Annotated in this window: 27 protein-coding genes; 13 read left to right on the top strand and 14 right to left on the bottom strand. The window is 66.2% G+C overall.

Annotation, left to right across the window (positions count from 1 at the left end; translation table 11 throughout):
- Positions 1–103 precede the first annotated feature (103 nt).
- On the top strand, positions 104–1039 hold the full coding sequence (locus J2X38_RS00845) for a ribose-phosphate pyrophosphokinase (RefSeq protein WP_037515690.1): 936 nt from the start codon (positions 104–106) through the stop codon (positions 1037–1039).
- A gap of 5 nt (positions 1040–1044) precedes the next feature.
- Here the strand turns inward: J2X38_RS00845 and J2X38_RS00840 are convergent, their stop codons facing one another.
- Positions 1045–1587: a TetR/AcrR family transcriptional regulator gene (locus tag J2X38_RS00840; RefSeq protein ID WP_310250093.1), complete on the bottom strand. Its 543-nt coding sequence runs from the start codon at positions 1585–1587 to the stop codon at positions 1045–1047.
- Between the two features lie 115 nt (positions 1588–1702).
- Here J2X38_RS00840 and hisN point away from each other — a divergent pair, with 115 nt between their 5' ends.
- From hisN to J2X38_RS00795, 9 genes are all read left to right on the top strand, one after another.
- Positions 1703–2485, top strand: a complete 783-nt coding sequence (gene hisN, locus J2X38_RS00835) for a histidinol-phosphatase (RefSeq protein WP_310250090.1) — start codon at positions 1703–1705, stop codon at positions 2483–2485.
- 17 nt (positions 2486–2502) lie between these two features.
- The gene (locus J2X38_RS00830; protein WP_310250087.1) at positions 2503–2853 is read left to right on the top strand and encodes a GFA family protein; all 351 of its coding nucleotides are present in this window, start codon (positions 2503–2505) and stop codon (positions 2851–2853) included.
- Positions 2854–2970: 117 nt separating this feature from the next.
- Positions 2971–3174: a 50S ribosomal protein L35 gene (rpmI, locus tag J2X38_RS00825; RefSeq protein WP_037515684.1), complete on the top strand. Its 204-nt coding sequence runs from the start codon at positions 2971–2973 to the stop codon at positions 3172–3174.
- Between the two features lie 13 nt (positions 3175–3187).
- On the top strand, positions 3188–3553 hold the full coding sequence (gene rplT, locus J2X38_RS00820) for a 50S ribosomal protein L20 (protein ID WP_037515683.1): 366 nt from the start codon (positions 3188–3190) through the stop codon (positions 3551–3553).
- A gap of 572 nt (positions 3554–4125) precedes the next feature.
- Positions 4126–5028 (top strand): AraC family transcriptional regulator, encoded by a 903-nt coding sequence (locus J2X38_RS00815; RefSeq protein ID WP_082639963.1) that lies wholly within the window; start codon positions 4126–4128, stop codon positions 5026–5028.
- Positions 5029–5172: 144 nt separating this feature from the next.
- Entirely contained in the window at positions 5173–6291 is a 1119-nt protein-coding gene (pheS, locus tag J2X38_RS00810; RefSeq protein WP_310250080.1) for a phenylalanine--tRNA ligase subunit alpha, read from the top strand.
- Positions 6288–8675, top strand: a complete 2388-nt coding sequence (pheT, locus tag J2X38_RS00805; protein ID WP_310250078.1) for a phenylalanine--tRNA ligase subunit beta — start codon at positions 6288–6290, stop codon at positions 8673–8675. Before pheS ends, pheT begins: the two co-directional genes overlap by 4 nt.
- A 37-nt stretch (positions 8676–8712) precedes the next feature.
- On the top strand, positions 8713–9663 hold the full coding sequence (locus tag J2X38_RS00800; protein ID WP_310250075.1) for an alpha/beta hydrolase: 951 nt from the start codon (positions 8713–8715) through the stop codon (positions 9661–9663).
- A gap of 79 nt (positions 9664–9742) precedes the next feature.
- Positions 9743–10294 (top strand): methylated-DNA--[protein]-cysteine S-methyltransferase, encoded by a 552-nt coding sequence (locus tag J2X38_RS00795; RefSeq protein ID WP_310250071.1) that lies wholly within the window; start codon positions 9743–9745, stop codon positions 10292–10294.
- On the opposite strand, the gene J2X38_RS00790 is transcribed toward J2X38_RS00795, so the two are convergent.
- Positions 10291–13050, bottom strand: coding sequence for a [protein-PII] uridylyltransferase (locus J2X38_RS00790; RefSeq protein ID WP_310250069.1), 2760 nt, complete (start codon positions 13048–13050; stop codon positions 10291–10293). The two genes, J2X38_RS00795 and J2X38_RS00790, sit on opposite strands and share 4 nt — an antisense overlap.
- Positions 13047–15710: a DNA mismatch repair protein MutS gene (mutS, locus tag J2X38_RS00785; protein WP_310250067.1), complete on the bottom strand. Its 2664-nt coding sequence runs from the start codon at positions 15708–15710 to the stop codon at positions 13047–13049. Before mutS ends, J2X38_RS00790 begins: the two co-directional genes overlap by 4 nt.
- Before the next feature lie 131 nt (positions 15711–15841).
- Here mutS and J2X38_RS00780 point away from each other — a divergent pair, with 131 nt between their 5' ends.
- A complete protein-coding gene (locus J2X38_RS00780) occupies positions 15842–18106 on the top strand; it encodes an NADP-dependent malic enzyme (RefSeq protein ID WP_310250064.1) in 2265 nt (754 codons plus the stop codon).
- 61 nt (positions 18107–18167) lie between these two features.
- On the opposite strand, the gene J2X38_RS00775 is transcribed toward J2X38_RS00780, so the two are convergent.
- Complete coding sequence (locus J2X38_RS00775) at positions 18168–18650, bottom strand: outer membrane protein assembly factor BamE (RefSeq protein WP_310250061.1); 483 nt, start codon at positions 18648–18650, stop codon at positions 18168–18170.
- A gap of 171 nt (positions 18651–18821) precedes the next feature.
- On the opposite strand from J2X38_RS00775, the gene J2X38_RS00770 reads away from it, so the two are divergent.
- Both J2X38_RS00770 and J2X38_RS00765 read left to right on the top strand, forming a co-directional pair.
- Positions 18822–19352 (top strand): ubiquinol-cytochrome C chaperone family protein, encoded by a 531-nt coding sequence (locus J2X38_RS00770; protein ID WP_310250058.1) that lies wholly within the window; start codon positions 18822–18824, stop codon positions 19350–19352.
- Positions 19349–19879, top strand: coding sequence for a YceD family protein (locus J2X38_RS00765; protein ID WP_310250054.1), 531 nt, complete (start codon positions 19349–19351; stop codon positions 19877–19879). Before J2X38_RS00770 ends, J2X38_RS00765 begins: the two co-directional genes overlap by 4 nt.
- On the opposite strand, the gene J2X38_RS00760 is transcribed toward J2X38_RS00765, so the two are convergent.
- The 10 genes from J2X38_RS00760 to rpsN all read right to left on the bottom strand — a co-directional run bounded on the left by J2X38_RS00760 (position 19876) and on the right by rpsN (position 25927).
- Positions 19876–20571, bottom strand: coding sequence for a hypothetical protein (locus J2X38_RS00760; protein WP_310250051.1), 696 nt, complete (start codon positions 20569–20571; stop codon positions 19876–19878). The two genes, J2X38_RS00765 and J2X38_RS00760, sit on opposite strands and share 4 nt — an antisense overlap.
- A 47-nt stretch (positions 20572–20618) precedes the next feature.
- Positions 20619–21278: an adenylate kinase gene (locus J2X38_RS00755; protein WP_310250048.1), complete on the bottom strand. Its 660-nt coding sequence runs from the start codon at positions 21276–21278 to the stop codon at positions 20619–20621.
- Between the two features lie 48 nt (positions 21279–21326).
- The gene (secY, locus tag J2X38_RS00750; protein ID WP_058539576.1) at positions 21327–22700 is read right to left on the bottom strand and encodes a preprotein translocase subunit SecY; all 1374 of its coding nucleotides are present in this window, start codon (positions 22698–22700) and stop codon (positions 21327–21329) included.
- 143 nt (positions 22701–22843) lie between these two features.
- Entirely contained in the window at positions 22844–23368 is a 525-nt protein-coding gene (rplO, locus tag J2X38_RS00745) for a 50S ribosomal protein L15 (RefSeq protein WP_082521560.1), read from the bottom strand.
- Between the two features lie 55 nt (positions 23369–23423).
- Entirely contained in the window at positions 23424–23609 is a 186-nt protein-coding gene (rpmD, locus tag J2X38_RS00740) for a 50S ribosomal protein L30 (protein ID WP_037515666.1), read from the bottom strand.
- 4 nt (positions 23610–23613) lie between these two features.
- On the bottom strand, positions 23614–24312 hold the full coding sequence (gene rpsE / locus J2X38_RS00735; protein WP_082521561.1) for a 30S ribosomal protein S5: 699 nt from the start codon (positions 24310–24312) through the stop codon (positions 23614–23616).
- A 2-nt stretch (positions 24313–24314) separates the two neighbouring features.
- Positions 24315–24668, bottom strand: coding sequence for a 50S ribosomal protein L18 (rplR, locus tag J2X38_RS00730; RefSeq protein ID WP_058539577.1), 354 nt, complete (start codon positions 24666–24668; stop codon positions 24315–24317).
- A gap of 3 nt (positions 24669–24671) precedes the next feature.
- Positions 24672–25205: a 50S ribosomal protein L6 gene (gene rplF / locus J2X38_RS00725; RefSeq protein WP_056373116.1), complete on the bottom strand. Its 534-nt coding sequence runs from the start codon at positions 25203–25205 to the stop codon at positions 24672–24674.
- A complete protein-coding gene (gene rpsH / locus J2X38_RS00720) occupies positions 25205–25609 on the bottom strand; it encodes a 30S ribosomal protein S8 (protein WP_037515661.1) in 405 nt (134 codons plus the stop codon). The genes rplF and rpsH overlap by 1 nt, the downstream gene beginning before the upstream one ends.
- Before the next feature lie 12 nt (positions 25610–25621).
- Positions 25622–25927 carry a 30S ribosomal protein S14 gene (rpsN, locus tag J2X38_RS00715; RefSeq protein ID WP_058539578.1) on the bottom strand — a complete coding sequence of 102 codons (306 nt, stop codon included), beginning with the start codon at positions 25925–25927 and terminating at the stop codon, positions 25622–25624.
- Positions 25928–25968: the final 41 nt, after the last annotated feature.

The raw sequence follows: 25968 nt of genomic DNA, 5'->3' as shown, positions 1-25968 counted from the left end.
CTGCGGCGCGCGCAGCGGATCGGGCTTTAACCCCTTCCCCTATCCGCCCGCGCTGGCTAAGGGGGCGCGCAATCCCACTCCGCGCGAAAGGGCTTCGCAGCGCATGAAACTCATCTCCGGCAACAGCAACCTCCCCCTCGCCCGCGCGATCGCGGACTATCTGGAACTGCCGCTGACCGACACCAGCGTACGCCGCTTCGCCGACGAAGAGGTCTTCGTCGAAATCCATGAGAATGTCCGCGGTCAGGATGTCTTCGTCGTTCAGCCGACGAATTTCCCCGCGAACGACAATCTGATGGAGCTGCTCATCATCAACGACGCGCTGCGCCGCGCATCGGCGAAACGCATCACCGCGGTCGTCCCCTATTTCGGCTATGCCCGCCAGGACCGGAAGCCCGGCCCGCGCACCCCCATCTCGGCAAAGCTCGTCGCGAACCTGATCACCACTTCGGGCGCCGACCGCGTGCTCGCGATCGACCTGCACGCGGGGCAGATCCAAGGCTTCTTCGATATCCCGACCGACAACCTCTATGCCGCGCCGGTGATGAGCGCCGATATCCAGGCGCGCTTTGCGGGCAAGAATCTGATGGTCGTGTCGCCCGACGTCGGCGGCGTGGTCCGCGCGCGCGCGCTCGCCAAGCGGCTCGACAACGCGCCGCTGGCGATCGTCGACAAGCGCCGCGAGCGCGCTGGCGAATCGGAAGTGATGAACATCATCGGCGACGTGAAGGGCCGCTTCTGCATCCTGATCGACGATATCGTCGATTCGGCGGGCACGCTCTGCAACGCCGCCGCCGCGCTGAAGGCCGCGGGCGCCGAGGGCGTCGTCGCCTATTGTACGCACGGCGTTTTGTCGGGCGGCGCGGTCGCGCGCGTCGATGCGAGCGAGCTTACCGAACTCGTCATCACCGATTCGATCCAGCCGACCGACGCGGTGAACGACAGCAGCAAGGTTCGCGCGCTCACCGTCGCGCCTTTGCTCGGCGAAGCGATCAAGCGCATCGCCGACGAATCGAGCGTCTCCTCGCTGTTCGACTGATCGCATCAGCGCGCGACGAGCGCGCCGACGATATGATCGAGCTGCCGCCGGAAGGTCGCATGATCGGGCACGGCATGAACGAGGCCGCGTGCGGTCCAGCATAGAGCCTGCGCCATACTGCCCGCGCGCGAGACCGCCGAGCCCGGTCCGCTGAACCGGATCGCCTCGGCCATCGCCGCGACCAGCCGGCGCTCGGCCACACGGACCGCCTCGGGCGGATCGCGCTGGAGCGTCGCCACGATCTCGGTGCCTTGTGGCGAGGCGTGAAGGGCGTCCATGTGCCGGCCTGCCCATGCGTCGAGCGCGTCGGTCAGACGTTCGACGAGCGTCTTTGCGGGCTGGTCGATGCTGGCGAGCGCGGCGGCCAGCGAGCTGTCGATCAGGCATTTGGTCGCCCAATCGACCAGTGCCCCCTTCGATCCGTGCCGGTTATAGAGTGCTTGCCGCGACACACCGAGTGCGCGCGCGACGTCCTCCATCGACGTCTTGCGCAATCCGTAGCGCGCGAAGGTCGCGACAATCGGATCGAGGGGAAAGTCACCCGGCATATGAGTGATTTTACAGTTTATACCAATATTGTAAAATTGATAAAATCAGGCTTCGGTCGGTGCAATAGGTTTGCATGGACTGGCGGCCGGAGGCCGGCTGAGCTAGCGCAGGGCCATGTCGATCACATCAGACCTTACCCTCGCCAATCGCCTTGCCGACACCGCCGGCGAAGCGATCCGTCCGCTCTTCCGCTCCAACTGGACGCACGAGGCCAAGGCCGATGCCTCGCCCGTGACCGAAGCCGACCGCGCCGCCGAGGCCGCGATGCGCCGCCTGCTCGATGCCGAGGCGCCGCGCGACGGGATCATCGGCGAGGAATATGGCGCCGAGCGCCCCGACGCGTCGCGCCAATGGGTGCTCGACCCGATCGACGGCACCGTCAGCTTCATGGCGGGTCGCCCGATCTTCGGCACGCTGATCGCGCTGCTCCAGGATGGCTGGCCGATCCTCGGCATCATCGACCAGCCGATCAATGGCGAACGCTGGGTCGGCGCACTCGGACAGCCGACCTTGTTCAATGGTGCGCCGGCGCGCACGCGCCCCTGCCGCACCCTTGCCGATGCGGTGCTCGCGACGACCGGCCCGCAATATTTCGCCGACCATGACGCCGAGCATTTCATGGCGCTCGCGGCGAAGACGTCGCACAAGCGCATGGTCTTCGGCGGCGATTGCTATAATTATGGCCTGCTCGCGAGCGGTCATATCGACCTCGTCGTCGAGGCGGGGTTGAAGCTCCATGATTTCGCCGCGCTTGCTCCCATTGTCGAAGGCGCGGGCGGGACAATGTGCGACTGGAACGGCGATCCGTTGAGCGCCGACAGTTCGGGGCATGTCATCGCAATCGGCGACCCCGCACGGCTCGAGGATGTGATAGAGGGACTCGCCTGTCACCACTGACAAGGAGAGGAACGGACATGGCTTTTCAAGGAAGCTGCCATTGCGGCGCGGTGACCTATACGGTCGAGGGCGACATTCCGGGCACGGCGATGAGCTGCAATTGCTCGCACTGTCGGCGCAAAGGCTTCCTGCTCGCCTTCGTGCCCATAGACCAGTTCCGGCTGGAGAGCGGCGCCGACAAGCTCGGGAGCTACACGTTCAACAAGCATAATATCGACCATCAATTCTGCACCGACTGCGGATGCCAGGGTTTCTCTGTCGGCACCGGTCCAGACGGCTCAAAGATGGCCGCGGTCAACCTACGCTGCGTCCCCGACGCCGACCTCGATGCGCTCAATATCCAGAAGGTCGACGGCGCGAGTTTTTAACCCCCGAATCGCTTGCATTTCCGGGCGAATCCCCCTAAGCGCCCCGCTTCCGATTGTGTCGGCTGGCTGAAAGGGCTGCCAGGCCGATACGCAAACGGACTTCCAAAGGAGACCAAAATGCCCAAAATGAAGACCAAGAGCGGTGTGAAGAAACGCTTCAAATTCACCGCTTCGGGCAAGGTGAAGCACGGCGTCGTCGGCAAGCGTCACCGCCTGAGCAGCCACAATGCAAAATATATCCGCACCAACCGCGGCACCAGCGTGCTCAGCGATTCGGATGTGGCCCATGTGCGCCTCTGGGCGCCCTACGGCCTGAAGTAAGGAGCGCTAAGGCATGTCACGCATCAAACGCGGCGTCACCACGCGCGCCAAGCACAAACGCGTATTGGAACAGGCGAAGGGCTATTACGGCCGTCGCAAGAACACCATCCGCGTCGCCAAGCAGGCGGTCGAAAAGGCCGGCCAGTACGCTTATCGCGACCGCAAGGTTAAGAAGCGGAATTTCCGCGGTCTGTGGATCCAGCGCATCAATGCCGCGGTCCGCGCCGAAGGCCTGACCTATTCGCAGTTCATGCACGGCGTGAAGCTGGCCGGGATCGAGCTCGACCGCAAGGTCATGGCCGACCTCGCGATGAACGAAGGCAATGTCTTCGGGGCGATCATCGCCCAGGCGAAAGCGGCGCTGCCCAAGGCAGCCTGACGCTTTTCAGCCAAGGCAAACGAAACAAGGGCGGTCCCGGTGGGGCCGCCCTTTTTCTTTGGGATCGCAATGGCGGCTAACGATGTCCTATCCATCATCGTCACCCCGGACTTGATCCGGGGTCCCGCTTGAGGTCGAAGCCAGCCTGTGCGTCAAAAAGCGGGATCCCGGATCAAGTCCGGGGTGACGAAGGAAAATGAAGCGCCGTCCGCTTCCCACCCGAAGCGGAAATCTACCGTCACCCGCCCAAACGAAGAGGCGGCGCGCAGCTCCCGCTCCGCGCCGCCTCGACAATGGTTCCAGTGGAAACCATCGCCCCCCCGCCCGATCCGAATAGCCGTGGGTCGCAGAAAGCTGACGGCCGGAACGAAGCTCGGAAAATCAGTCGTTTATTTCAGGTCCCCGCCAAGCCCCATCCCTTGGCGTCACGCGGCGATTCTCCTCACACGCCCCCTTCGGAGCGGACCGCGCAACTATGCAGCAGCCGCCGCGTATAAAATTGTAAGAACCCGACAAATATTGGCGCGGGGGCATTGTTTTTCATGCACTTCGCCCTCTAGGAATGGGACAGCATGCCGCACAGCGACGCATCTCCTCTTCTTCCGGCCGGCGCGCGCGTCGCCACGCGCTTTTTTCCGCTGTCGCCCGCCTTACGCCCCTATGTCAGCACCATCTATCTGAGCGAAGTCGCCGGAACCGACGGCAGCCGGGTCGAGGATTATCTGCACCCCGAATGGGCGAACCTGCGATTCATCGAGGGCGACCGGCCGCTCGCGGCGATCGGTGACAGCCCGGTGATCAAGGCGCCCCGCTTCGTCGCCACGGGTCCGACAAGCACCGCGACCTATTTCGCGGCGGGCAACATGCGTGCCTGGGGTATCGGCATCCTGCCGATGGGCTGGGCCAAATTCATTCCCTTGTCCGCCGAAGACCTGGCCGACCGCATGACCGACGGCGGCACCCATCCGGCCTTTGCTCCCTTTGCGCCGTTGCTGGGCGCCTTGCGGCAAGTGAAGGATGTCGACGCCGCGGCGGCGCTGATCGACGGCCATGCCTGCGCCCTCCTCGCCGATGCGCCGCCCGACGACCCGGCGATCCTTGCCGCGCATCGGGCGCTGGTCGACGACGAGGTGACGAGTGTCGCCGATCTGTCGGCCAAATTGTCGCTCTCCGAACGTTCGATCGAGCGGCTGTGCCACCGTGCCTTCGGCTTTTCGCCCAAATTGCTGTTGCGGCGCCAGCGCTTCCTGCGCTCGCTCGGTCGCTTCATGCTCGACCCGTCGATGGCGTGGATCGATACGATGGATCACCATTATTACGACCAGGCGCAGTTCACGCGCGACTTCCAGCGCTTTATGGGGATGAGCCCGCGCGACTATGCCGCGCGCGCCAAGCCGATCTTGGGCGCTGCGGCGTTTGCGCGGGCTGCCGCTGCCGGCGCCGCGGTGCAGGGTCTGCACAAGCCGGCCGGATAGCCCCGTTTTCCGCCAAGTGACTTGACCCGCGCGGCGCGTTCGGTGCAAGCGGCAGGCGACGGACGCGCGGCTAGCCGCCCTATCCATAGAACCAGAGAAATGCAGGCCGACAGCGCCAGCGCCGCCGGAACAGGACGAACGACAATGAGCGACATTCAGGCCATTCAGACCCGGCTGGTGGACGAGATAGCGGCGGCGGCCGACCTCGATACGATCGAGGCACTGCGCGTGTCGGCGCTCGGCAAGGCGGGGGCGATCACCGCGCTGCTCAAGACGCTGGGCGGGATGACCCCCGATGAGCGGCAGGCGAAAGGCCCCGAAATCCACGCGCTGCGCGAAACGGTCACCGCGGCGCTCGGCGCGCGCAAGGCGGCGCTCGATGCCGCGGCGCTCGACATCAAGCTCGCCGCCGAAGCGATCGACATGTCGCTGCCCGCCGACGCAGGCCCACGCGGCAGCGTGCATCCGGTCAGCCAGGTGATGGACGAGCTCGCCGAAATCTTCGCCGACATGGGCTTTGCCGTCGCGACGGGTCCCGAGATCGAGGACGACTGGCGCAACTTCACCGCGCTCAACATTCCCGAAACGCATCCGGCGCGCGCGATGCACGACACCTTCTATTTCCCCGACCAAATGCGCGGCGGCGCCGACGCCGGTCCGGGTGAAGGCGGCCGCATGCTGCTGCGCACGCACACCTCGCCGGTGCAGATCCGCACGATGATGTCGCAGGAGCCGCCGATCCGCATCATCGCGCCCGGCCGCGTCTATCGCAGCGACAGCGACGCGACGCACACGCCGATGTTCCACCAGGTCGAAGGGCTCGTCATCGACCGCGGCATCCATATGGGCCACCTCAAATGGACGCTCGAAACCTTCCTCAAAGCCTATTTCGAGCGCGACGACATCGTGCTCCGCCTGCGTCCCTCCTATTTCCCCTTCACCGAACCCTCGGCCGAGGTCGACGTCGGCTATAAACAGGAAAAGGGCCGCCGCATCGTCGGCGGCAATGGCGACGACGAAGGCCATGCGTGGATGGAGCTGCTCGGCAGCGGCATGGTCAACCGCCGCGTGATCGCGAACTGCGGGCTAGACCCCGACGAGTGGCAGGGTTTCGCCTTCGGGGTCGGCGTCGACCGGCTCGCGATGCTGAAATATGGCATGGACGATCTGCGCGCCTTCTTCGACGGCGACCTGCGCTGGCTGTCGCACTACGGGTTCGGCGCGCTGTCGGTGCCTACGCTCAGCGGGGGGATTTCAGCATGAAGATCACCCTCGACTGGCTGAAAGAGCATCTCGACACGAGCGCGACCGTCGATGACGTCGTCGCGACACTAAACCGTATCGGCCACGAGGTCGAAGGCGTCGAGAACCCCGCCGAAAAGCTCGCGGGCTTCCGCGTCGCCAAGGTGCTGACCGCCGAACGTCATCCGCAAGCCGACAAGCTGCAAGTGCTGACCGTCGACACCGGCGATGGCGGCGCTCCGCTGACCGTCGTCTGCGGCGCCCCCAACGCGCGCGCCGGCCTGATCGGCGTGCTCGGCCTGCCCGGCGCGGTCGTGCCCGCGAACGGCATGGAGCTGAAGATCGCCGCGGTGCGCGGTGTCGAATCGAACGGCATGATGTGCTCAACGCGCGAGCTCGAGCTTGGCGACGATCATGACGGGATCATCGAGCTTCCCGCCGACGCCCCGATCGGCACCCCCTTTGCCGATTACAGCGGCGCGGGCGATCCGGTGATCGACATTTCGATCACCCCGAACCGGCAGGACTGCATGGGCGTGCGCGGGATCGCGCGCGACCTCGCCGCGGCGGGGCTCGGCACGCTGAAGCCGCTCGATATCCCGACGATCATCGGGGAGGGTGCGCCCGCGACCGAAATCGCTACCCTCGATCCCGAGGGCTGCCCCGCTTTCTACGGCCGCACGATCAGCGGCGTCGCCAACGGCACCGCGCCCGAATGGATGCGCCGCCGCCTCGGAGCCGTCGGGCAGCGCTCGATCTCGGCGCTCGTCGACATCAGCAATTATGTGATGTTCGATCTCGGCCGCCCGAGCCATATCTATGACCGCGCCCAGCTCACCGGTGCGCTCGTCGCGCGCCGCGCGAAAGACGGCGAGACGGTCACCGCATTGAACGGCAAGGACTATACCCTCACCGACACGATGACGGTGATCGCCGACGATCAAGGCGTCCACGACATCGCCGGCATCATGGGCGGCGAGCATAGCGGGTGCAGCGAGACGACGACCGACGTCCTGATCGAGGTCGCCTATTTTGCCCCCGAACGCATCGCGCTCACCGGCCAGGCGCTCGCGCTGACCAGCGACGCGCGCAGCCGCTTCGAGCGTGGGGTCGATCCGGCGTTCCTCGACGACGCGACCGCGATCGTGACCGCGCATGTGCTCGCGATTTGCGGCGGCACCCCCTCGGCCATGACGCGCGCGGGCACCCCGCCCGCCGAAGTGAAGACGGTCGATTACGACCCGGCGCTTTCGGCAACGCTCGGTGGCATCGCGATCGCACCCGAACGGCAGCAGGAGATTCTGACCGCACTCGGTTTTTCGGTGATCGAACAGGGTGGCCGCTGGCAGGTCGCGGTGCCGAGCTGGCGCCGCGATGTCGACGGCGCCCCCGATATCGTCGAGGAAGTCACGCGCATCATCGGCTTCGACGCCGTGGCATCGGTGCCGCTGCCGCGCACCGACGGCGTCGCGAAGCCGACCGCGACCGCCGAACAACTCACCGAACGCCGCGTGCGCCGCGCCGCGGCCGCCGCCGGGTTCGACGAAGCGGTCACCTGGTCGTTCATCAGCGAAGCCGATGCCGCGCCGTTCGGCGGTGGCACGTGGAGCCTCGCCAATCCGATCAGCGAAGACCTGAAGGTCATGCGCCCGTCTTTGCTCCCCGGCCTGCTCGCCGCGGCGCAGCGCAACCAGAATCGCGGCGCGAACAGCATCCGCCTGTTCGAGATCGGGCGGCGCTATCTGTCCGACGCCGAGCATCCGACGCTCGCCGTGCTGATGGCGGGCGACAAAAAAGCGCGCGGCTGGCAGGCGGGCAAGGCCGCGCCGTTCGATGCGTTCGACGCCAAGGCGGCGGCGCTGTCGCTGCTCGAGGCCGCGGGCGCGCCCGCCGACCGGTTGCAGGTGATGGAGGCGGACACGACCGGCAGTATCTGGCACCCCGGCCAGTCGGCGACGCTACGGCTCGGTCCCAAGGCGGTGCTCGCCGAGTTCGGCGCGCTCCACCCGCTGCTGACGCGCGCCTTCGATGTCGACGGCCCGGTGATGGCGGTACAGATTTTCCTCGACGCGATCCCGGCGAAGCGCGCGAGCGGGCCCGCCCGCGCGGCGTTCACGCCGCCCGCGCTACAATCGGTGCGCCGCGACTTCGCCTTCCTCGCGCCGACCAGCCTGACCGCCGCCGATCTGGTGCGCGCTGTCCGCGGCGCCGACAAGGCGGCGATCGTCGATGCGCGCCTCTTCGACCGCTTCGCGGGGCAGGGCGTGCCCGAGGGTCAGGTCAGCCTCGCGGTCGAGGTCGAGCTGCAGCCGCTGGAAAAGAGCTTCAACGACGCCGAGCTGAAGGCGATCGCCGACAAGGTGGTCGCCGCGGCGGCGAAGGTCGGGGCGGTGCTGCGCGGCTGATCTTCGCGTCGGCGAGGGATGAAGGGGAGAGTTTGATATGGACACCCGCCACCTCGTCGACCGCGAGATAGCGCCGATCATCGACCTGTTTCCACGCGTCGATCTCGACGCGACGCCGATCGCCCAGATTCGGGCCAAGGCGGCGGAGACTTATTCGATCCTGCCGCCACCGGTCATCGCGCCCGAGAAGCTGCTCGTGCCGTCGATCCATGGCGGACCCGACATAATGGTCTTCCTCTATCGCCCGGCCACAACGCGCCCGGGCGGCGGCGCGATCCTGCACATCCATGGCGGTGGCATGGTGATGGGATCGGTCGAACAGATGCAGGCCGGGCCCGCCGCGCTGGCGGCGGCCGCGGGCGTTCCCGTCGCGTCGGTCGAATATCGGCTCGCCCCCGAGCACCCCTTCCCCGCACCGCAGGAAGATTGCCATTCGGCGCTGGCGTGGCTCGCGGGACAAGCCGAGGCGCTCGGCTTCGACGCGGGCCGGATCATCGTCGCGGGCGAGAGCGCGGGCGGCGGACTGGCCGCCGCACTCGCGATCATGGCGCGCGATCTCGGCGGACCCGCGATCGCGGGTCAGCTCCTGACCTATCCGATGCTCGATCACCGCACCGGCGGCGATGCCTGTCCGTACAACAATCCGACGACGGGCGAGTTCATCTGGACGCGCGCGAGCAATCGCTTCGGCTGGCGCGCGCTGCAGGGCGACTATAAGATCGACGACACCCGGCGCGGCTGGTTTTCGCCGAGCCTTGCCGACGATCTGTCGAACCTCCCGCCCGCCTATATCGCGACCGGAAGCCTCGACCTCTTCTTCGACGAAAATCTTGACTATGCGCGCCGGCTCGTCGCGGCGGGGGTGCCCGTCGACCTGCACAGTTATGCCGGTGCGATTCACGCCTTCAATGCGATCCCCGACGCCGCGCTGTCGCAGCGTTTCAACAGCGGACTGCTCGCGGCGGCGGCGATCATGGCGGGACCCTGAGGCGGCTGAAGGGCAAGCATCTTGCGATATGGTTTTGGCGAAACAACGCCCTATATCGAACCCAAGATGAGGGACGGATATGCCCGGCCATAGCCATTATCAGCTTTTCGAAACCGCGGCCGGCGTCGCGGCCATCGGCTGGACGCGCACCGGCATTATGAGTTTTCGCCTGCCTGCGTCGACCGCGGCCGAAGCCGAGCGCGCCATTTTACGCCGCCTGCCCGACGCGGTGCGTAGCGCGCCCCCGGCCGAAATTGGGGCTGTCATCGACGCGGCGATCCGTTATTTCGAAGGCGAACGGATCGAGTTTTTCGACATACCGATCGATCTGGGCGAACAGCCGCCCTTCTTCGCACAAGTCTATGCTTTGGTACGCAAGCTCGGCTGGGGCGAAACGACCACCTATGGCGCCGTCGCACGGGCGCTGGACGTGGGGCCAGAACATGCCCGCGCCGTCGGGCAGGCGATGGCGACGAATCCCGTGCCGCTGATCATCCCCTGTCACCGCGTCATGGCTGCGGGTGGCGGAATCGGCGGGTTCTCCGCGCCGGGCGGCTCGCAATCCAAGGCGCGGATGCTCGAACTCGAAGGCGTGCCCCTTCCCCCGGTGCAGCAAGGGTTCGACTTCTAGGCCGCGACGGCATCCTCGCTTTGGCTCGTCGCCGCTTCGAGCAGGCGTTTCTCGAGGCTCTTCACGCGCGCCGGGCTGTCGATCTTGTCGCCGATCAGGTCGGTCACATAGAAGGTGTCGACCGCGCGCTCACCGTAGGTCGCGACATGCGCGCTGTGCACCGTCACCTTCGACTGGAACAGCGCATAGGCGAGCTGATTGAGCAGCGCGGGGCGGTCCTGCGCATTGACCTCGATCACCGTAAACCGATTGGAAGCCTTATTGTCGACAAAGACGTTCGGCGCGACGCGGAATGCCTCGGCGCGCGTACGCGGCAATGCCCGCGCTTCGAGTTTGGGCAGCAATTTGTGGCGGTTGGCGAGCGCATCCTCGATCGCACGCGTCAGCCGGCCGATCTGCCCCGCTTCGGCGAACGGCCGTCCGAGCGGATCCTGGACAAGAAAATTGTCGAGCGCGAGCCCGTCGCGCGTCGTGTGGATGCGCGCATCGATGATGTTGCCGCCAGCGAGGTGGATGCCCCCCGCCATGCGATAGAATAGCCCTGGATGGTCGGCGGCGAGCACCATCACCAAGGTCGCGCCGCGATCGTCGTCGGGGACCGCGGCGATATGCAGCGGCGCGTCGCCCGCCTGCCGGATATGGACGAGGTTGGCGGCGATGACCTCGACCGGTTCGGCGATCCAATAGCTTTCGGGAAGGCGTTTTGCGACCTTGTCGAAGGTTTTTTGGTCGAAGCCGAACTGCGCCGCGACCGCTTCCTTCTTGCTTTCGATCCGCGCCTCGCGGCCGCGCTGCTTGTGGCCGAGGCGCAGCACTTCTTCGGCGGCGTCGTAAAGCTCGGTGAGCAGCTGGCGTTTCCAGCCGTTCCACACCCCGGGGCCGACCGCGCGAATGTCGACGACGGTGAGCACGAGCAGCAGTCGCAGGCGTTCGGGCGATTGCACGACCTGCGCGAAATCGAGGATCGTCTTGAAATCGGCAAGGTCGCGCTTGAACGCGGTCGCCGACATCAGGAGGTGATAGCGCACGAGCCACGAGACGGTCTCGGTCTCCGCCTCGTTCAACCCGAGCCGCGGGCAGACGCGCAGCGCCAGTTCGGCGCCGAGCACGCTATGGTCGCCGCCGCGCCCCTTGGCGATGTCGTGGAGCAGCACCGCGACATAGATCACGCGCCGCGAATGGATCTGGTCCATGATCGCGGTCGACAGCGGATGATCGTCCTTGAGCCGGTTCTGCTCGATGTCAGCGAGCAGACCGATCGCGCGGATCGTATGCTCGTCGACCGTATAATGATGGTACATGTCGAACTGCATCTGCGCGACAACGCGGCCGAAATCGGGAACGAAGCGGCCGAACACCCCCGCCTCGTTCATCCAGCGCAGCACCGTTTCAGGGTCGCGCGGGCTCGTCAGCACGTCGAGGAACAGCTCGTTGGCGCGTGCGATGCGGCGCACCCCGCGCGCGTCGATCAGCTTCGCATCGTGGCGCGCTTGCCGCATCGCCTGCGGATGGATTTCGAGGCCATGCTTGTCGGCGAGCGCAAAAATCTCGACCAACCGCACCGGCTCCTGCTGGAAAAAGTCGTCGCTCGGCAACGCGAGCCGGCCGCGGTCGAGCACGAAGCCGTGAAGCTTGCCCGGGCGGCGCCGGATCGTCGGCAGGAAACGCCGCCCGCGCGCCGCCATCTGGTCGTCGAGATGCGCGAGGAAGGTGCCGGTGACGTCGCCGACGCTTTTGGCGTGGAGGAAATAGAGCTGCATGAAGCGCTCGACCGCGCTCTTGCCCGGCCGGTCGGCAAAATGCATCCGGCGCGCGATTTCGGGCTGGAAGTCGAAGGTCAGCCGGTCCTCGGCGCGGCCGGCGAGAATATGGAGGTGACAGCGCACCGCGAGCAGGAAATTTTCGGCGCGCGCGAACTGGCGAAGCTCGCGCCCCGACATCAGCCCCGCATCGACCAGCTCGGGCACGGTGCGCACGCGGTGGATGAACTTGCCGATCCAGAAGAGCGTATGGAGGTCGCGCAGCCCCCCCTTCCCTTCCTTCACATTGGGTTCGACGACATAGCGCGAATCGCCCATCCGCTTGTGCCGCTCGTCGCGCTCGGCGAGTTTTTCGGCGACGAATGCGCGCGCATTGCCCGCGACAACTTCGGCGTCGAAGCGCGCCGACGCCTGATCGTAAAGCGCGCGGTCGCCCCAGATGAAGCGCCCTTCGAGCAGCGCGGTGCGGATCGTGAGATCCTCCTTCGCCGCGCGCACCATCTCGTCGAGCGAGCGGCTCGAATGGCCGACCTTCAGCCCGAGATCCCACAAGGTATAGAGCTGCGCCTCTATTACCTGTTCGGTCCAGCTCGTCTGCTTGAACGGCGTCAAGAAGCCGATGTCGATATCGCTGTGCGGCGCCATTTCGCCGCGCCCGTAGCCGCCGACCGCGATCAAAGTGATGCGCTCGCCCGCCGAGCGGTTGGCCGACGGATAGATATGGCCGGTGGTGAAATCATGGCTGAGGCGGATGATCTGGTCGATCAGGAACGCCGTCGCATTGGCGACGACGCGCCCCGACGAGGGGCGTTCGAGCAGTCGGCGCTCGATCTCGGCGCGGCCATCCTCGAGCGCGCCCTTGAGCAGGTCGACCAGCGCGCGGCGGCGTTTGCCGGTGTCGCTCATTTCGCCGGCGATCTCTTCGAGCCGCCCCGACAGCGCGCGGCGATCGATGATCGCGCGGCGCTGGTCGAGATTGTCGAACAGGTCGCTCATCGCTCATCCGCCATCAGCCGCTTGAGCGTATAGAGCGCGTCGAGCGCCTCGCGCGGCGCGAGCGCATCGGGATCGATACCTGCCAGCGCCTCGCGCAACGCATCCTTCGCCGCCGCGGGCGCCTCGGCAAGCGTCGCGGCGAACAGCGGCAGATCGTCGAGCCCCGCGGCAAGCCCGCCGGTCTTCTCGCGCCCCGCCTCAAGCTTGGCGAGCACCGCCTCGGCGCGCTTTACCACCCCCGCGGGCACGCCCGCGAGGCGCGCGACCGCGAGGCCGTAGCTGCGGTCGGCGGGACCCTCAGCGAGTTCGTGGAGCAACACCAGATCGCCCTGCCATTCGCGCGCGCGAACATGGTGGAGCGACAGCGCGTTCAGCGTTTCGGCGAGCCGCGTCAGCTCGTGATAATGCGTCGCGAACAAGCAGCGGCACTTGTTGACCTCATGCACCGCCTCGACCACCGACCAGGCGAGCGCGAGCCCGTCATAGGTCGAGGTGCCGCGCCCGACCTCGTCGAGGATGACGAAGCTTTGCGGGGTCGCCTGCGCGAGGATTGCCGCGGTCTCGACCATCTCGACCATGAAGGTCGAGCGCCCGCGCGCGAGGTTGTCGCTCGCACCGACGCGGCTGAACAGCCGGTCGACGAGCCCGAGCTTTGCGGCAGCAGCAGGGACGAACCCGCCCGCCTGTGCGAGCACAACGATCAGCGCATTCTGGCGGAGGAAGGTCGATTTACCACCCATATTCGGGCCAGTGACGAGCCACAGCCGGTCGCGCTGCGACAGTGAGACGTCGTTGGGAACGAACCGTTCGCCCGACTTCGCGAGCGCCGCTTCGACCACCGGATGGCGGCCACCGCTGACGTCGAGGCACGGATCGTCGGCGAGATCGGGACGGCACCAATTGTGGCTCATCGCATGGTCGGCGAGCGCCGCAGCGACGTCGATGCGCGCGAGCACGTCGCACGATGCAGCAATCGCCTCGCGGCGCGCGATCGCAGCGTCGGTCAGCGATTCGAGATGCGCGGCCTCGGCGGCAATCGCGTGGACGCCCGCCTGCGTGACGCGGCTCGCGGCATCGTGGAGGTCGGACGAGTTGAAGCGCACGACCCCCGCGAGCGTCTGGCGATGGGTGAAGCCCGATTCGGGGGCCATCAGTGCGTCGGCGTGCTTTGCGGGCACCTCGACATGATAGCCGAGCACGCCATTGTGGCGGATCTTCAATGAGGCGATGCCGGTGCGATCGCGATAGTCGGCTTCGAGCGCCGCGATCGCCTTGCGTCCGTCGCGCGCGGTTTCGCGCAGCGCGTCGAGCGCATGGTCGTAACCCTCGGCGACATAGCCGCCCTGCGCGGCGTCGACCGGCGGGGTTTCGATCAGCGCGCGGCTGAGTTCGTCAACGAGCGTGCCATGACCGTCGAGCCCCGGAAGTAGGCGCGCGAGCAGGGGCGGCAGGTCGGGCCGGCGCGCAAGCCGTTCGCGCAAGAGCCGAGCGCCGCCGAGCGCATCGCGCAGCTGCGCCAGGTCGCGCGGCCCGCCGCGCCCCGCGACGAGGCGGCCGAGCGCGCGGCCGGCGTCGGGCAAAGCGCGGAGCGCCGCGCGCAGCTCGCCGCGCCACAAGGCGTCGCGCGCGAGACCGTCGACAAGGTCGAGCCGGTCGAGGATCGCATCCTTGTCGGTGAGCGGGCTCGCGAGATCGTCGGCGAGCAGGCGTGCGCCCGCCGCGGTGACGGTGCGGTCGATCGTGCCGAGCAGGCTGCCGTCGCGCGCACCCGCCATCGTGCGGACGAGTTCGAGGCTCTCGCGCGTCGCGGCGTCGATCGCCATCCGTCCCGACGCGAGGTGCCGTACCGGCGGCTGGAGGAAGGTCGGTCCGCCGGTGCCGACATGGTCGAGATAGGCGACGAGCGCGCCCATAGCAGCGATTTCGCCGCGCCCGAACTGGCCGAAGCCGTCGAGCGTCTGGACACCGAAGAAGGTTTCGAGGCGCTTCTGTGCGCTCGCGCTCGAAAAGTCCGCGGGCGGCCGCCGCACGATCTGCCGCGCCGACGAGATCGGCAGGTCTTCGGCGCTCTCGCTGATCAGAAGCTCCGAAGGCGCGAGCCGCGCGAGTTCGGCATCGACCGCCTGCGCGGGGACCGCGACCACCTCGAAGCGCCCCGTCGAAATATCGGCCGCGGCAATCGCCACCTCGCCGTCGCTGCCGATCTGCGCAAGCGCGGCGAGCCGGTTCGCGCTGCGCCCTTCGAGCAGGCTTTCCTCGGTCAGCGTCCCCGCGGTGACGAAGCGCACGATGTCGCGCGCGACGAGTGCCTTCGATCCGCCGCGCGCCTTCGCCTCGGCGGGCGTCTCGATCTGTTCGGCGATCGCGACGCGGTGCCCGGCGCGGATCAGCCGCGCGAGATAGGATTCGGCGGCGTGGACGGGAACGCCACACATCGCCACCGGCTGCCCATCATGTTCGCCGCGCGAGGTGAGCGCGATGTCGAGCGTCGACGCCGCCGCCTTCGCGTCGTCGAAGAACAGCTCGAAGAAATCGCCCATGCGATAGAAGAGCAGGCAATCGCCCGCCTTGTCCTTCAACGCCCAATATTGCGCCATCATCGGCGTCGCGGCGGGCGCGGGATTGTTCATATTGGCAGCGGAGCGGGCGGTGACAGGCATGCGACATGCTTAGGGACGGATATAGGGCCGTGGCAAGACGCGCGCGCGATTCGCGGGTTCCATTTCCGCTTGGCGACGCTAGGGAATGGGCTCGGGCGCGCATCTTGTGAATTCATTTGAGAGGATAAACGATGGATAGTGGCAGCAAGGTGCAATTTTCGGACCGCGAGGCGCTGCTGTACCACGCCTATGGCCGGCCCGGGAAAATCGAGATCGTCGCGTCGAAACCGATGGCGACGCAGCGCGACCTCAGCCTTGCCTATTCGCCCGGTGTGGCGGTTCCGGTGCTCGCGATCGCCGAGGATCCGGCCAAGGCCTATGATTATACGATCAAGGGCAATCTGGTCGCGGTGATCTCGAACGGTACCGCGATCCTGGGGCTCGGCAACCTCGGCGCGCTCGCATCGAAACCCGTGATGGAAGGCAAGGCGGTGCTGTTCAAGCGCTTCGCCGACGTCGATTCGATCGACCTCGAGGTCGACACCGAAGATCCGCAGCGCTTTATCGAGGCGGTCGAACTGCTCGCGCCGAGCTTTGGCGGCATCAACCTCGAGGATATTGCCGCGCCCAACTGCTTCATCATCGAGGCGGCGCTGAAAGAACGCATGAACATCCCGGTGTTCCATGACGACCAGCACGGCACCGCGATCATCACCGCGGCGGGCCTGATCAACGCCTGTTACCTGACGGGACGCGATCTCGCGACGGTGAAGGTCGTCGTCAACGGCGCCGGCGCCGCGGCGATCGCATGCACCGCGCTGATCAAGGCGATGGGCGTGCGGCACGAAAATGTCATCATGTGCGACCGCAAGGGCACGATCTATCAGGGCCGCACCGAAAGCATGGACCAGTGGAAGTCGGCGCATGCGGTGCCGACCGAAGCGCGGAACCTGACCGAAGCGCTCGTCGGCGCCGACGTGTTCCTCGGCCTGTCCGCCGCGGGGGCGCTGAAGCCCGAGATGGTGAAGGATATGGCGCCCGCGCCGATCATCTTTGCGATGGCGAACCCCGATCCCGAAATCTCGCCGCCGGACGCCCGTGCAGCAAGACCTGACGCGATCATCGCGACGGGACGGTCGGACTATCCGAACCAGGTCAACAATGTGCTCTGCTTCCCCTTCATCTTCCGCGGCGCGCTCGACGTCCATGCGACCGCGATCAACGAGGAGATGAAGATCGCGGCTGCGTATGCGATTGCCGACCTTGCGCGCCAGCAGGTGCCCGAGGAGGTCGCCGCGGCCTATGGCGGGCGCGCATCGAGCTTCGGCCCCGAATATATCATCCCCTCGCCCTTCGATCCGCGGCTGATGGAAATCGTGCCGGCGGCGGTCGCCGAAGCGGCGATGAAGAGCGGCGTCGCGCAGCGGCCGATCGACAATCTCGACGAATATCGCACCCAGCTCCGCGCGCGGCTCAATCCGACCACCTCGGTGCTGACGCTCGCCTATGAAGCCGCGCGCAACAATCCGAAGCGCGTCGTCTTTGCCGAGGGCGAAGAGGAAGTCGTGCTTCGCGCCGCGATCCAGTTCCGCGATGGCGGGTACGGAATCCCCGTGCTCGTCGGGCGCGAGGGGCTGCACGACAAGCTTCGCGCGATGGGCGTCGCCGACGCCGAAAGCTTCGAGGTCCACAACAGCGTCAATTCGCCGCACGTCCCGCAGATGGTCGACATGCTTTACGAACGGCTGCAGCGCCGCGGATACCTCCGCCGCGACGTCGAGCGCATGGTCAATCGCGACCGCAACATCTTCGGTTCGCTCTTGCTCAAAATGGGGCTCGGCGATGCGATGATCACGGGCACGACGCGCACCTACTCGCAGTCGATGCGCGAAATCCGGCGCGTGATCGACCATGCCGAGGGCAAGACGCCGTTCGGTATCCACATTCTGGTCGATCAGCACCACACCATCTTCATGTCCGATACGACGGTGAACGAGCGGCCGACCGCCGAGATGCTCGCCGATATCGCCGAGCGCACGGCGCAGGTCGCGCGGCGCATGGGTCACGAACCGCGCGTCGCTTTCCTGTCCTACTCGACCTTCGGCAATCCCGAGGGAAGCTGGCTCGAAAGCATCCGCGAGGCGGTATCGATCCTCGACCAGCGGGGGCCCGCCTTCGAATATGAAGGCGAAATGGCACCCGACGTCGCGCTCAATGAGAAGGTGATGAAGAATTATCCCTTCTGCCGCCTGTCGGGACCCGCGAATGTCCTGATCATGCCGGGGCTGCAATCGGCCAATCTCTCGGCGAAGCTGCTCCGCGAACTCGGCGGCGGCGCCGTCATCGGCCCGATGCTCGTCGGCATGGAAAAGCCGGTGCAGGTCGCGACGATGGCGTCGACCGCGTCGGACCTCGTCACGCTGGCGGTGCTCGCGGCCGGCGGGATAGCGCAATAAGAAAAAGCGGCGGTGCCCCGGGGCACCGCCGCTTTTCTGTCCGTTGCCGGTATCTGCGGGCTTATTGCCCCGGCGCACCCGCACCCGGCGCACCGACGGCGCCGATGTTGCCGAAGATATCTTCGAAGAAGCTGCGATGACGGCCGAGCGTCGGCGTCTTGTCGCCTTCGGGGTTGATCTTGCTCACCAGTTCGAGACCGGTGCGATCAACCGCGGCGACATTGCCCGCGGCGTCGAAACGGACGCGCAGCACCTGCTGATCGACCGGGCGCGGCTTGGCGAAGGCGAGCTGACGCGTTTCGCGCGAGACATAATAATATTCATTGTTGCTGAACTGGCCGACGAAGGTCGGGCGGCCGAGCGTCTTTTCGACCGATTCGCGGTTATCGACGCCGGGCGTGATCGCCTCGGTCAGCAACGGATCGACGACATAGCCCTGCCGTCCCTTGAGCTGCGCGCAACCGCTGGTGGCGAGCGCGACGGCGAGGCCGAGCACGACGAGGCGCGCGCGCGGGGCAGGAAGCGAAAGGATCGAATTCGGCATCAAATATCTCCGTTGCGCCTGTCCGCCGCTTGTCCGGGCGGTCGGCGCTGGCTCTCGCGCCTCTTAACCGCAAGCGGACAGCGCGCACAAGCCGCTTGTGCCGCGGCAAAGCTTGCCACAAGCTGACCGGCGGCTCTTTTCGGGCGGCCCGAATGCGCCTAAGCAGCTGCCATGTTCTCACTTCGCAAACTCTTCAAATCCGATCCAGACCCGCGCGAGGCCCGCCGCCCGCTATGGAACGCCGTCGTCGCCGCCGCGCGCGCGCCGCACTGGTACGCGCAAGGCAGCGTTCCCGACACGCTCGACGGCCGCTTCGACATGATCAGCCTGGTGATGGCGCTCGTGCTGCACCGGATCGACGACGAACCGGCGCACGGGCTCGCGGGCGTCCAGCTCACCGAATTGTTCGTGAACGACATGGATGGGCAGATGCGCCAGATCGGCTTTGGCGACATGGTCGTCGGCAAGCAGGTCGGCCGGATGATGAGCGCGCTCGGCGGGCGGCTCGGCGCCTATCGCGCCGCCGATGGATCGGACGAATTGCGCGGCGCGCTGGTCCGTAATCTGTGGCGCGGCCAAGAGCCCGCCGAAGCCGGACTCACCCATGTGATGGCGGAAGTCGCTGTTCTACGGGCCGCACTCGCGGCCACCCCGGTCGTCGATCTTATTATCGCAGACCATCTCGGTGGAGCCGCACGTTGAGCACGCCGCCCGAATTCTCGCTCGTCGTGACGCTGGCCGACGCCGCGCATGGCCGTACCCTTTCGATCGAGGCCGATGCCGAGACGCGCGCGCGAATAGCCGAGCGGCTGGCGCTCGTCGCGCTCGACCGCTTCGTCGTCACTGGCGAAGTCCGCGCGATCGCCGGCGGCATCGGCGCGAAGGGTGAGGTGCAGGCGCATGTCGTGCAAGCCTGCGCCGCGACCGACCTGCCCGTTCCAGCGGCAATCGTCGAACCGTTCGACCTGCGCTTCCTGCGCGATGTCGATGCGCCCGTGGGCGAGGACGAAGAGATCGAGATCGGCAGCGACGATCTCGATCTGTTGCCGCTCGAGGGTGACCGCGCCGACCTCGGCGAAGCCGCGGTACAAACGCTCTCGCTCGCGCTCAACCCCTTCCCGCGCCATCCCGACGCCGACCGCATCCTCGCCGAAAAGGGCGTGCTCAGCGAAGAGGCCGCGGGGCCATTTGCGGCGCTCGCCAAGCTGCGCGGAAAGCCCGACGCCTAGCGGCGTTCGTCGGGGGCGGGCTTTGCCTCTTCCTCGACCAGATCGGCGACCGCGGCGCCCAGCCCCGGCTCTTCCTTCGCGGGCGGCGTTTCGGCCTTCGGCTTTTCCGCCGCCTCGCCCGCGGCCTTTTCGTCGCGGGTCGGGGGTAGCGCGCCGCCGAGCGCATTCGCGAGGCCGAGCAACTGCTCGCCGATCACCTTGTCGACGGCGGGCGCGATGTCTGCGATCTTGAAGCGCATATAGCCGCCGACGACATAGTCGAAGCGCAGCGCGCTGCCCGTCGGGGTTTCCTTGATCTGGATCGTCAGCGTCCCGGTCAGCGCCTCACCCTGGAGCGGCCCGAACGCGCCCGACAGGCGCAGCATCTGGTTCGGTTTCGAAAAGAGGATGCGCGCGTGCTGGACGCTGCCGACGCCCGCCCCGGTGTCGGGCAATTTCTCGCAGAAACAGCCGCCCGCCTGCTGATCGAGCCAGAAGTTCGCGGCGTCGCCCGACCAGCTATGATCCTTCGACCACCAGCTTTGCGGCATGCGGAGCATTTTCCACACATCGGCGGGGGTCGCGGCGACCTGCGCCGTATGCGCCACGGCGAAACCGATCTCGCTCTGGTCGACAACCTTGGCGTTTGCAGCCGGCGCAAAGGCAAGCGCCGCGATCAGCGCCGCACCTGCGAAATATCTGGAAATTGCCATCAGCCTGTCCCCCTTGGCGCCTCAATAACCGGCGCCGGGGGGACTGGCTAGCCAGCAGTCGCCAGGATGGTTTCGATTGCGTCGTTGACCTCGTCGATCGGCGCCATCCCGTCGACGTGGGTGACGATCCCGCGCGCTTCGTAGATCGGCAGGATCGGCGCGGTCTTGGCGCGATATTCGGCCATGCGCGTGCGCACCGTTTCCTCATTGTCGTCGGGACGGCGCTTGAATTCGTCGCTGCCGCAAACGTCGCAGGTGCCTTCGACCTTCGGCAGCTTGTAGCGATCATGATAGCCCGCGCCGCACTTGGCGCAGCTGAAGCGGCCGGTGATGCGATCGACGAGCGCATCTTCCTCGACCTGCAGCTCGATCACATGGTCGAGCTTGCGGCCGCGCGCCGACAGGATGGTGTCGAGCGCTTCGGCCTGCGCCGCGGTGCGCGGATAACCGTCGAAGATCACCGAAACGTCGCTGCCGAGCTGGTCGAGCCGTTCGCCGATCAGGCCCGAGACGATTTCGTCCGAGACGAGTTCGCCCGCATCCATCACGGCTTTCGCCTGCACGCCGATCGGCGTTCCCGCCTTGACCGCGGCGCGGAGCATGTCGCCGGTCGAGAGCTGGACCATGCCATGCTCGTCTTCCAGGCGCACCGCCTGCGTTCCCTTGCCCGCACCCGGCGGACCCAGCAAAATGATATTCAGCGTCATGGGGACCCCTGTTTGCCCTACCGTGTCGCGGTTGGCGTAGCGGGCGCTTTAGCGCCGCGCAACGCCCCCCTTCAATTTGGCCTTCTTGATGAGGTCGCCATATTGATGCGCGAGCATGTGGCTCTGGATCTGGCTGATCGTGTCGATCGTGACGTTCACGATGATCAGCAGGCTGGTACCGCCGAGCTGGAACGGCAGACCCGATCCGGCGATGAAATATTCGGGGATCAGACAGATCGCCGCCAGATAGGCCGCACCGAGCACGGTGATGCGCGTCAGCACATGGTCGAGATAGGCGGCGGTGTTCTTGCCCGGGCGGATGCCGGGGATGAACCCGTTCTGGCGCTTCAGATTGTCGGCGGTTTCTTCGGGGTTGAAGACGACCGCGACGTAAAAGAAGCAGAAGAAGATGATGCCCGCGGCATAGAGCGCCATATACAGCGGCTGCCCGTGCGCGAGATACTGGTTGAGCGTGATCAGGAAATCGCCGGTCGCGGTGTCGCCCTGAACGTTCTGGCCCATCATCTGCGTGACCGTCAGCGGCATCAGCAGCAGCGACGAGGCGAAGATCGGCGGGATCACGCCGGCGGTGTTGACCTTGAGCGGCAGATGGCTGCGGTCGGCCTGCATCCCGCCGCGCTGCGTCGCGCGCTTCGGGTATTGAACGAGGACGCGGCGCTGCGCGCGTTCCATGAAGCTGATGAACGCGATGATGACGATCGCGCCGCCGACGACCGCGAGGATCGTGCCGCCGCCCATCGAGCCTTCGCGCACCTGCGTGAACATCTGGGCAAAGCTGCGCGGCAGCTGCGCGAGAATGCCCGCCATGATGATCAGCGACACGCCGTTGCCGATCCCGCGGCTGGTGATCTGTTCGCCGAGCCACATCAGGAAGAGCGTACCGCCGACGATGCTGATGACCGCGCCGATGCGGAACATCATGCCGGGGTCGACGACCGCGGCGATGCCCTGCGTCGCGCCGAGCGATTCAAGCCCGACGGCGATGAAATAGCCCTGGATCGCGGTCAGGAAAACCGTGCCGTAGCGCGTATACTGGTTGAGCTTCTTGCGCCCGCTTTCGCCCTCTTTCTTGAGCGCGGCGAGGCTGGGCGACAACGCCGCCGCCAGCTGCACGACGATCGACGCCGTGATATAGGGCATGACGCCGAGCGCGATGATGCTCATGCGCTCCAGGCTGCCGCCCGAGAAGGTGTTGAAGATGTCGAGCACGCCGCCCGACGCCGCCTGGCTGTAGAGCGACGCCAGCGCAACGGGGTCGACCCCCGGCAGCGGCACGAACGACAGGAAACGGAAGACGATCAGCGCGCCGATCGTGAACCAGATACGGTTCTTGAGTTCGGTCGCCTGACCGAACTTCGAAAAGTTCAGGTTGGAAGCAAGCTGGTCGGCGCGAGAGGCCATGGTGATCTTTCCTCGAGTGGCGGACCGCGCCCCCGCGACCCGGCGCCTATGTGCGTTCGCCAGTCACGAAGCGCAAGGGCAAAGGCCCGAATTCAGATGCGTCGGGGGCGGATCGACCTGTCGCCGACCCGCCCCCGTAAGCATTAGTTCTTGGCTGCCGCCTCGGCCTTGCGCTTGGCTTTCTTGCCTTCGCCTTCGGCCTTGGGTTCGGGCAGTTCGACCTTGCCGCCAGCTTTTTCGACCGCTTCGATCGCGCCCTTCGACGCGCCGGCAACGGCGAAGTTCAGCTTCGCGGTGATTTCACCCTTGGCGAGGAGGCGGACGCCGTCCTTGCCGCCGCGGGCAACGCCGGCGGCCTTGAGCGCGGCGTGATCGATGACAGCCTTGGCGTCGAGCTTCTTCTCGTCGACCAGCTTCTGGATCATGCCCAGATTCACGATCGCGAAATCCTTGCCAAAGATGTTGTTGAAGCCGCGCTTCGGAATACGCATGTGGAGCGGCATCTGGCCGCCTTCGAAGCCGTTGATCGCGACGCCGCTGCGGGCCTTCTGGCCCTTCTGGCCGCGGCCGGCGGTCTTGCCCTTGCCCGAGCCGATGCCGCGTCCGACGCGCATACGGCCCTTGCGGGCGCCATCATTGTCACGAAGTTCATTAAGCTTGATCGTCATTGCACTCGCTTTCGCTTTTATCGCGCTGATAGGTAAAGGTCGGGTCGCGAGGGGTTCAGCCCTCGACGACTTCGACCATGTGCGGCAGCTTGCGGATCATGCCGCGCACTTCCGGGGTGTCGACCAGTTCGACCTCGCGGTGCATCTTGCCCAGGCCGAGGCCGGTCAGGATCGCACGCTGGCTCTTGGGACGACGGATCGGCGAGCCGATCTGGCGGATCTTGATCTTCTTGTCAGCCATCGTCTTACTCCGTCACCGCCGCGGCTTCCGCCTCGGCTGCGCGGTCGGACGCACCGCCACGCTTGATCAGGTCCGAAACCTTCTTGCCGCGGCGCTGCGCGACCGACTTCGGGCTGGTCTGCTCGCCGAGCGCTTCGAAGGTCGCACGGATCATGTTGTAGGGGTTCGAGGTGCCGACCGACTTGGTCACCACATCGGCCACGCCCAGCGATTCGAACACGGCGCGCATCGGGCCACCGGCGATGATGCCGGTACCGGCGGGTGCCGAACGCAGCGTCACATTGCCGGCACCGAAATGGCCACGGCCATCATGGTGCAGCGTGCGGCCGTCGCGCAGCGGAACGCGAATCATCGCCTTCTTCGCGGCAGCGGTCGCCTTCGAAATGGCTTCGGGCACTTCGCGCGCCTTGCCATGACCGAAACCGGCGCGGCCCTTGCCGTCGCCGACGACGACGAGCGCGGCAAAACCGAAGCGCTTGCCGCCCTTCACGGTCTTCGAGACGCGGTTGATGTGAACGAGCTTTTCGATCAGCTCTTCGCCACCGTCTTCGTCGCGCGGACGGCGATCGTCGCGGCGGCCACGGCCACCGTCACGACCGCCACGGCCACCATCGCGGCCGCCGCCACGGCCGCGGCGCGGAGCCTGGCCATCGGTGGGGGCTGCTTCGGGAGCGCCTTCGACGTTCTGTACTTCGTCTGCCATCATTAGAACTCCAATCCGCCTTCGCGAGCCGCGTCGGCCAGCGCCTTGATGCGCCCGTGGAACAGGAAACCGCCGCGGTCGAACACGACCTGCGTCACGCCCGCCTTTTTCGCAGCTGCGGCGAGGCGCTTGCCAACGTCGGCAGCCGCCGCGGTGGTCGCGCCGGTCTTGCCGCGGACATCCTTGTCCAGCGTCGAGGCCGCAGCGAGCGTCTGCCCGGCAGCGTCATCGATGAGCTGAGCGTAGATGTGGCGGCCCGAACGGTGCACCGACAGGCGAGCGCGGCCACCCGCGCGCTGACGGAGGGCGGTACGGACGCGCTGACGGCGTTTTTGGAAAGGGGTAAGATGTGCCATGGCTTACTTCTTCTTGCCTTCTTTGCGGAAGATGTACTCGCCGCGATATTTGATGCCCTTGCCCTTATAGGGTTCGGGCTTACGCCAACGGCGGATTTCCGCCGCGACCTGGCCGACCTGCTGCTTGTCGATGCCGCTGATCTCGATCGTCGTGTTGTCCGGCGTCTTGATCTCGATGCCTTCGGGCACCGCGAAATCGACATCGTGGCTGTAGCCGAGCTGCAGCTTCAGATTCTTGCCCTGCGAGTTGGCGCGATAGCCGACACCGGTGATTTCGAGGACCTTGGTGAAGCCTTCGGTCACACCCGTGATCAGGTTCTGCACCAGCGTGCGCTGCATGCCCCAGAAAGCGCGAGCTTCGCGGGTACCGTTCGCGGGCTGGACCGAGATGCTGCCTTCGGCGACTTCATAGTTGATGAGGTCGGAAAGCGGCATCGCGAGCGTGCCCTTCGGGCCCTTGACCGAAAGCTGGCCGCCGTCGATCGCGGCGGTAACGCCGCCGGGGATTGCCACTGCCTTTTTACCAATGCGCGACATCAGAACACCTCCGCCAGCACTTCGCCGCCGACATTATGTTCGCGTGCTTCGGCGTCCGAGAGAACGCCGCGCGGGGTCGACACGATGGTGATACCAAGGCCGTTGCGAATGATCGGAAGTTCTTTCGAACCCGAATAGACGCGGCGGCCCGGCTTCGAAACGCGCGCCACATGGCGGATCGCCGGCTGCCCTTCGAAATATTTCAGTTCGATGCGGATGCCCTTGTGCTGACCCTTGGCACCCAGCGCTTCTTCGCTGTAGCCGCGGATATAGCCTTCGCGCTGGAGAACATCGAGAACGCGGACACGCAGGGTCGAAGCCGGCGTCAGGACGCTGTCCTTCTTCGCCGTCTGGCCGTTGCGGATGCGGGTGAGCATATCACCCAGGGGATCGGTCATTGCCATCTTGTCAGTCCCTTACCAGCTCGACTTCACAACACCGGGGATCAGGCCCTTGTTGGCCAGATCGCGGAGCTGGATACGGCACAGCCGGAATTTGCGATAATAAGCGCGCGGGCGCCCCGTCAGCTCGCACCGGTTACGGATGCGGGTCGGGTTACCATTGCGCGGGATTTCCGCCATCTTGAGGCGCGCGATCAGACGCTCGCCATCGTCGAGCGAGTTGTCCGCTGCAATCGCCTTCAGCTTCGCGTAACGGCCGGCGTATTTCTTCACCAGCTGCTTGCGACGCTCGTTCTTGTTTACCGAACTCAGTTTCGCCATGACTTAAGTTCTCTTTCCTTCTTGAAAGAGCCTGCCAGATC

The organism is Sphingopyxis sp. BE235, from assembly GCF_031457175.1.
In the GTDB taxonomy this organism is placed as follows: Bacteria; Pseudomonadota; Alphaproteobacteria; order Sphingomonadales; family Sphingomonadaceae; genus Sphingopyxis.
The sequence above is the reverse complement of the archived record's forward strand: the minus strand, read 5'-3'. Positions and strand labels throughout refer to the sequence as shown.

Excerpts from the sequence above, each read along its gene's own strand:
- J2X38_RS00845 (WP_037515690.1), top strand. The coding sequence starts at position 104 with ATGAAACTCATCTCCGGCAACAGCAACCTCCCCCTCGCCCGCGCGATC.
- J2X38_RS00840 (WP_310250093.1), bottom strand. The coding sequence starts at position 1,587 with ATGCCGGGTGACTTTCCCCTCGATCCGATTGTCGCGACCTTCGCGCGC.
- hisN (WP_310250090.1), top strand. The coding sequence starts at position 1,703 with ATGTCGATCACATCAGACCTTACCCTCGCCAATCGCCTTGCCGACACC.
- J2X38_RS00830 (WP_310250087.1), top strand. The coding sequence starts at position 2,503 with ATGGCTTTTCAAGGAAGCTGCCATTGCGGCGCGGTGACCTATACGGTC.
- rpmI (WP_037515684.1), top strand. The coding sequence starts at position 2,971 with ATGCCCAAAATGAAGACCAAGAGCGGTGTGAAGAAACGCTTCAAATTC.
- rplT (WP_037515683.1), top strand. The coding sequence starts at position 3,188 with ATGTCACGCATCAAACGCGGCGTCACCACGCGCGCCAAGCACAAACGC.
- J2X38_RS00815 (WP_082639963.1), top strand. The coding sequence starts at position 4,126 with ATGCCGCACAGCGACGCATCTCCTCTTCTTCCGGCCGGCGCGCGCGTC.
- pheS (WP_310250080.1), top strand. The coding sequence starts at position 5,173 with ATGAGCGACATTCAGGCCATTCAGACCCGGCTGGTGGACGAGATAGCG.
- pheT (WP_310250078.1), top strand. The coding sequence starts at position 6,288 with ATGAAGATCACCCTCGACTGGCTGAAAGAGCATCTCGACACGAGCGCG.
- J2X38_RS00800 (WP_310250075.1), top strand. The coding sequence starts at position 8,713 with ATGGACACCCGCCACCTCGTCGACCGCGAGATAGCGCCGATCATCGAC.
- J2X38_RS00795 (WP_310250071.1), top strand. The coding sequence starts at position 9,743 with ATGCCCGGCCATAGCCATTATCAGCTTTTCGAAACCGCGGCCGGCGTC.
- J2X38_RS00790 (WP_310250069.1), bottom strand. The coding sequence starts at position 13,050 with ATGAGCGACCTGTTCGACAATCTCGACCAGCGCCGCGCGATCATCGAT.
- mutS (WP_310250067.1), bottom strand. The coding sequence starts at position 15,710 with ATGCCTGTCACCGCCCGCTCCGCTGCCAATATGAACAATCCCGCGCCC.
- J2X38_RS00780 (WP_310250064.1), top strand. The coding sequence starts at position 15,842 with ATGGATAGTGGCAGCAAGGTGCAATTTTCGGACCGCGAGGCGCTGCTG.
- J2X38_RS00775 (WP_310250061.1), bottom strand. The coding sequence starts at position 18,650 with ATGCCGAATTCGATCCTTTCGCTTCCTGCCCCGCGCGCGCGCCTCGTC.
- J2X38_RS00770 (WP_310250058.1), top strand. The coding sequence starts at position 18,822 with ATGTTCTCACTTCGCAAACTCTTCAAATCCGATCCAGACCCGCGCGAG.
- J2X38_RS00760 (WP_310250051.1), bottom strand. The coding sequence starts at position 20,571 with ATGGCAATTTCCAGATATTTCGCAGGTGCGGCGCTGATCGCGGCGCTT.
- J2X38_RS00755 (WP_310250048.1), bottom strand. The coding sequence starts at position 21,278 with ATGACGCTGAATATCATTTTGCTGGGTCCGCCGGGTGCGGGCAAGGGA.
- secY (WP_058539576.1), bottom strand. The coding sequence starts at position 22,700 with ATGGCCTCTCGCGCCGACCAGCTTGCTTCCAACCTGAACTTTTCGAAG.
- rplO (WP_082521560.1), bottom strand. The coding sequence starts at position 23,368 with ATGACGATCAAGCTTAATGAACTTCGTGACAATGATGGCGCCCGCAAG.
- rpmD (WP_037515666.1), bottom strand. The coding sequence starts at position 23,609 with ATGGCTGACAAGAAGATCAAGATCCGCCAGATCGGCTCGCCGATCCGT.
- rpsE (WP_082521561.1), bottom strand. The coding sequence starts at position 24,312 with ATGGCAGACGAAGTACAGAACGTCGAAGGCGCTCCCGAAGCAGCCCCC.
- rplR (WP_058539577.1), bottom strand. The coding sequence starts at position 24,668 with ATGGCACATCTTACCCCTTTCCAAAAACGCCGTCAGCGCGTCCGTACC.
- rplF (WP_056373116.1), bottom strand. The coding sequence starts at position 25,205 with ATGTCGCGCATTGGTAAAAAGGCAGTGGCAATCCCCGGCGGCGTTACC.
- rpsH (WP_037515661.1), bottom strand. The coding sequence starts at position 25,609 with ATGGCAATGACCGATCCCCTGGGTGATATGCTCACCCGCATCCGCAAC.
- rpsN (WP_058539578.1), bottom strand. The coding sequence starts at position 25,927 with ATGGCGAAACTGAGTTCGGTAAACAAGAACGAGCGTCGCAAGCAGCTG.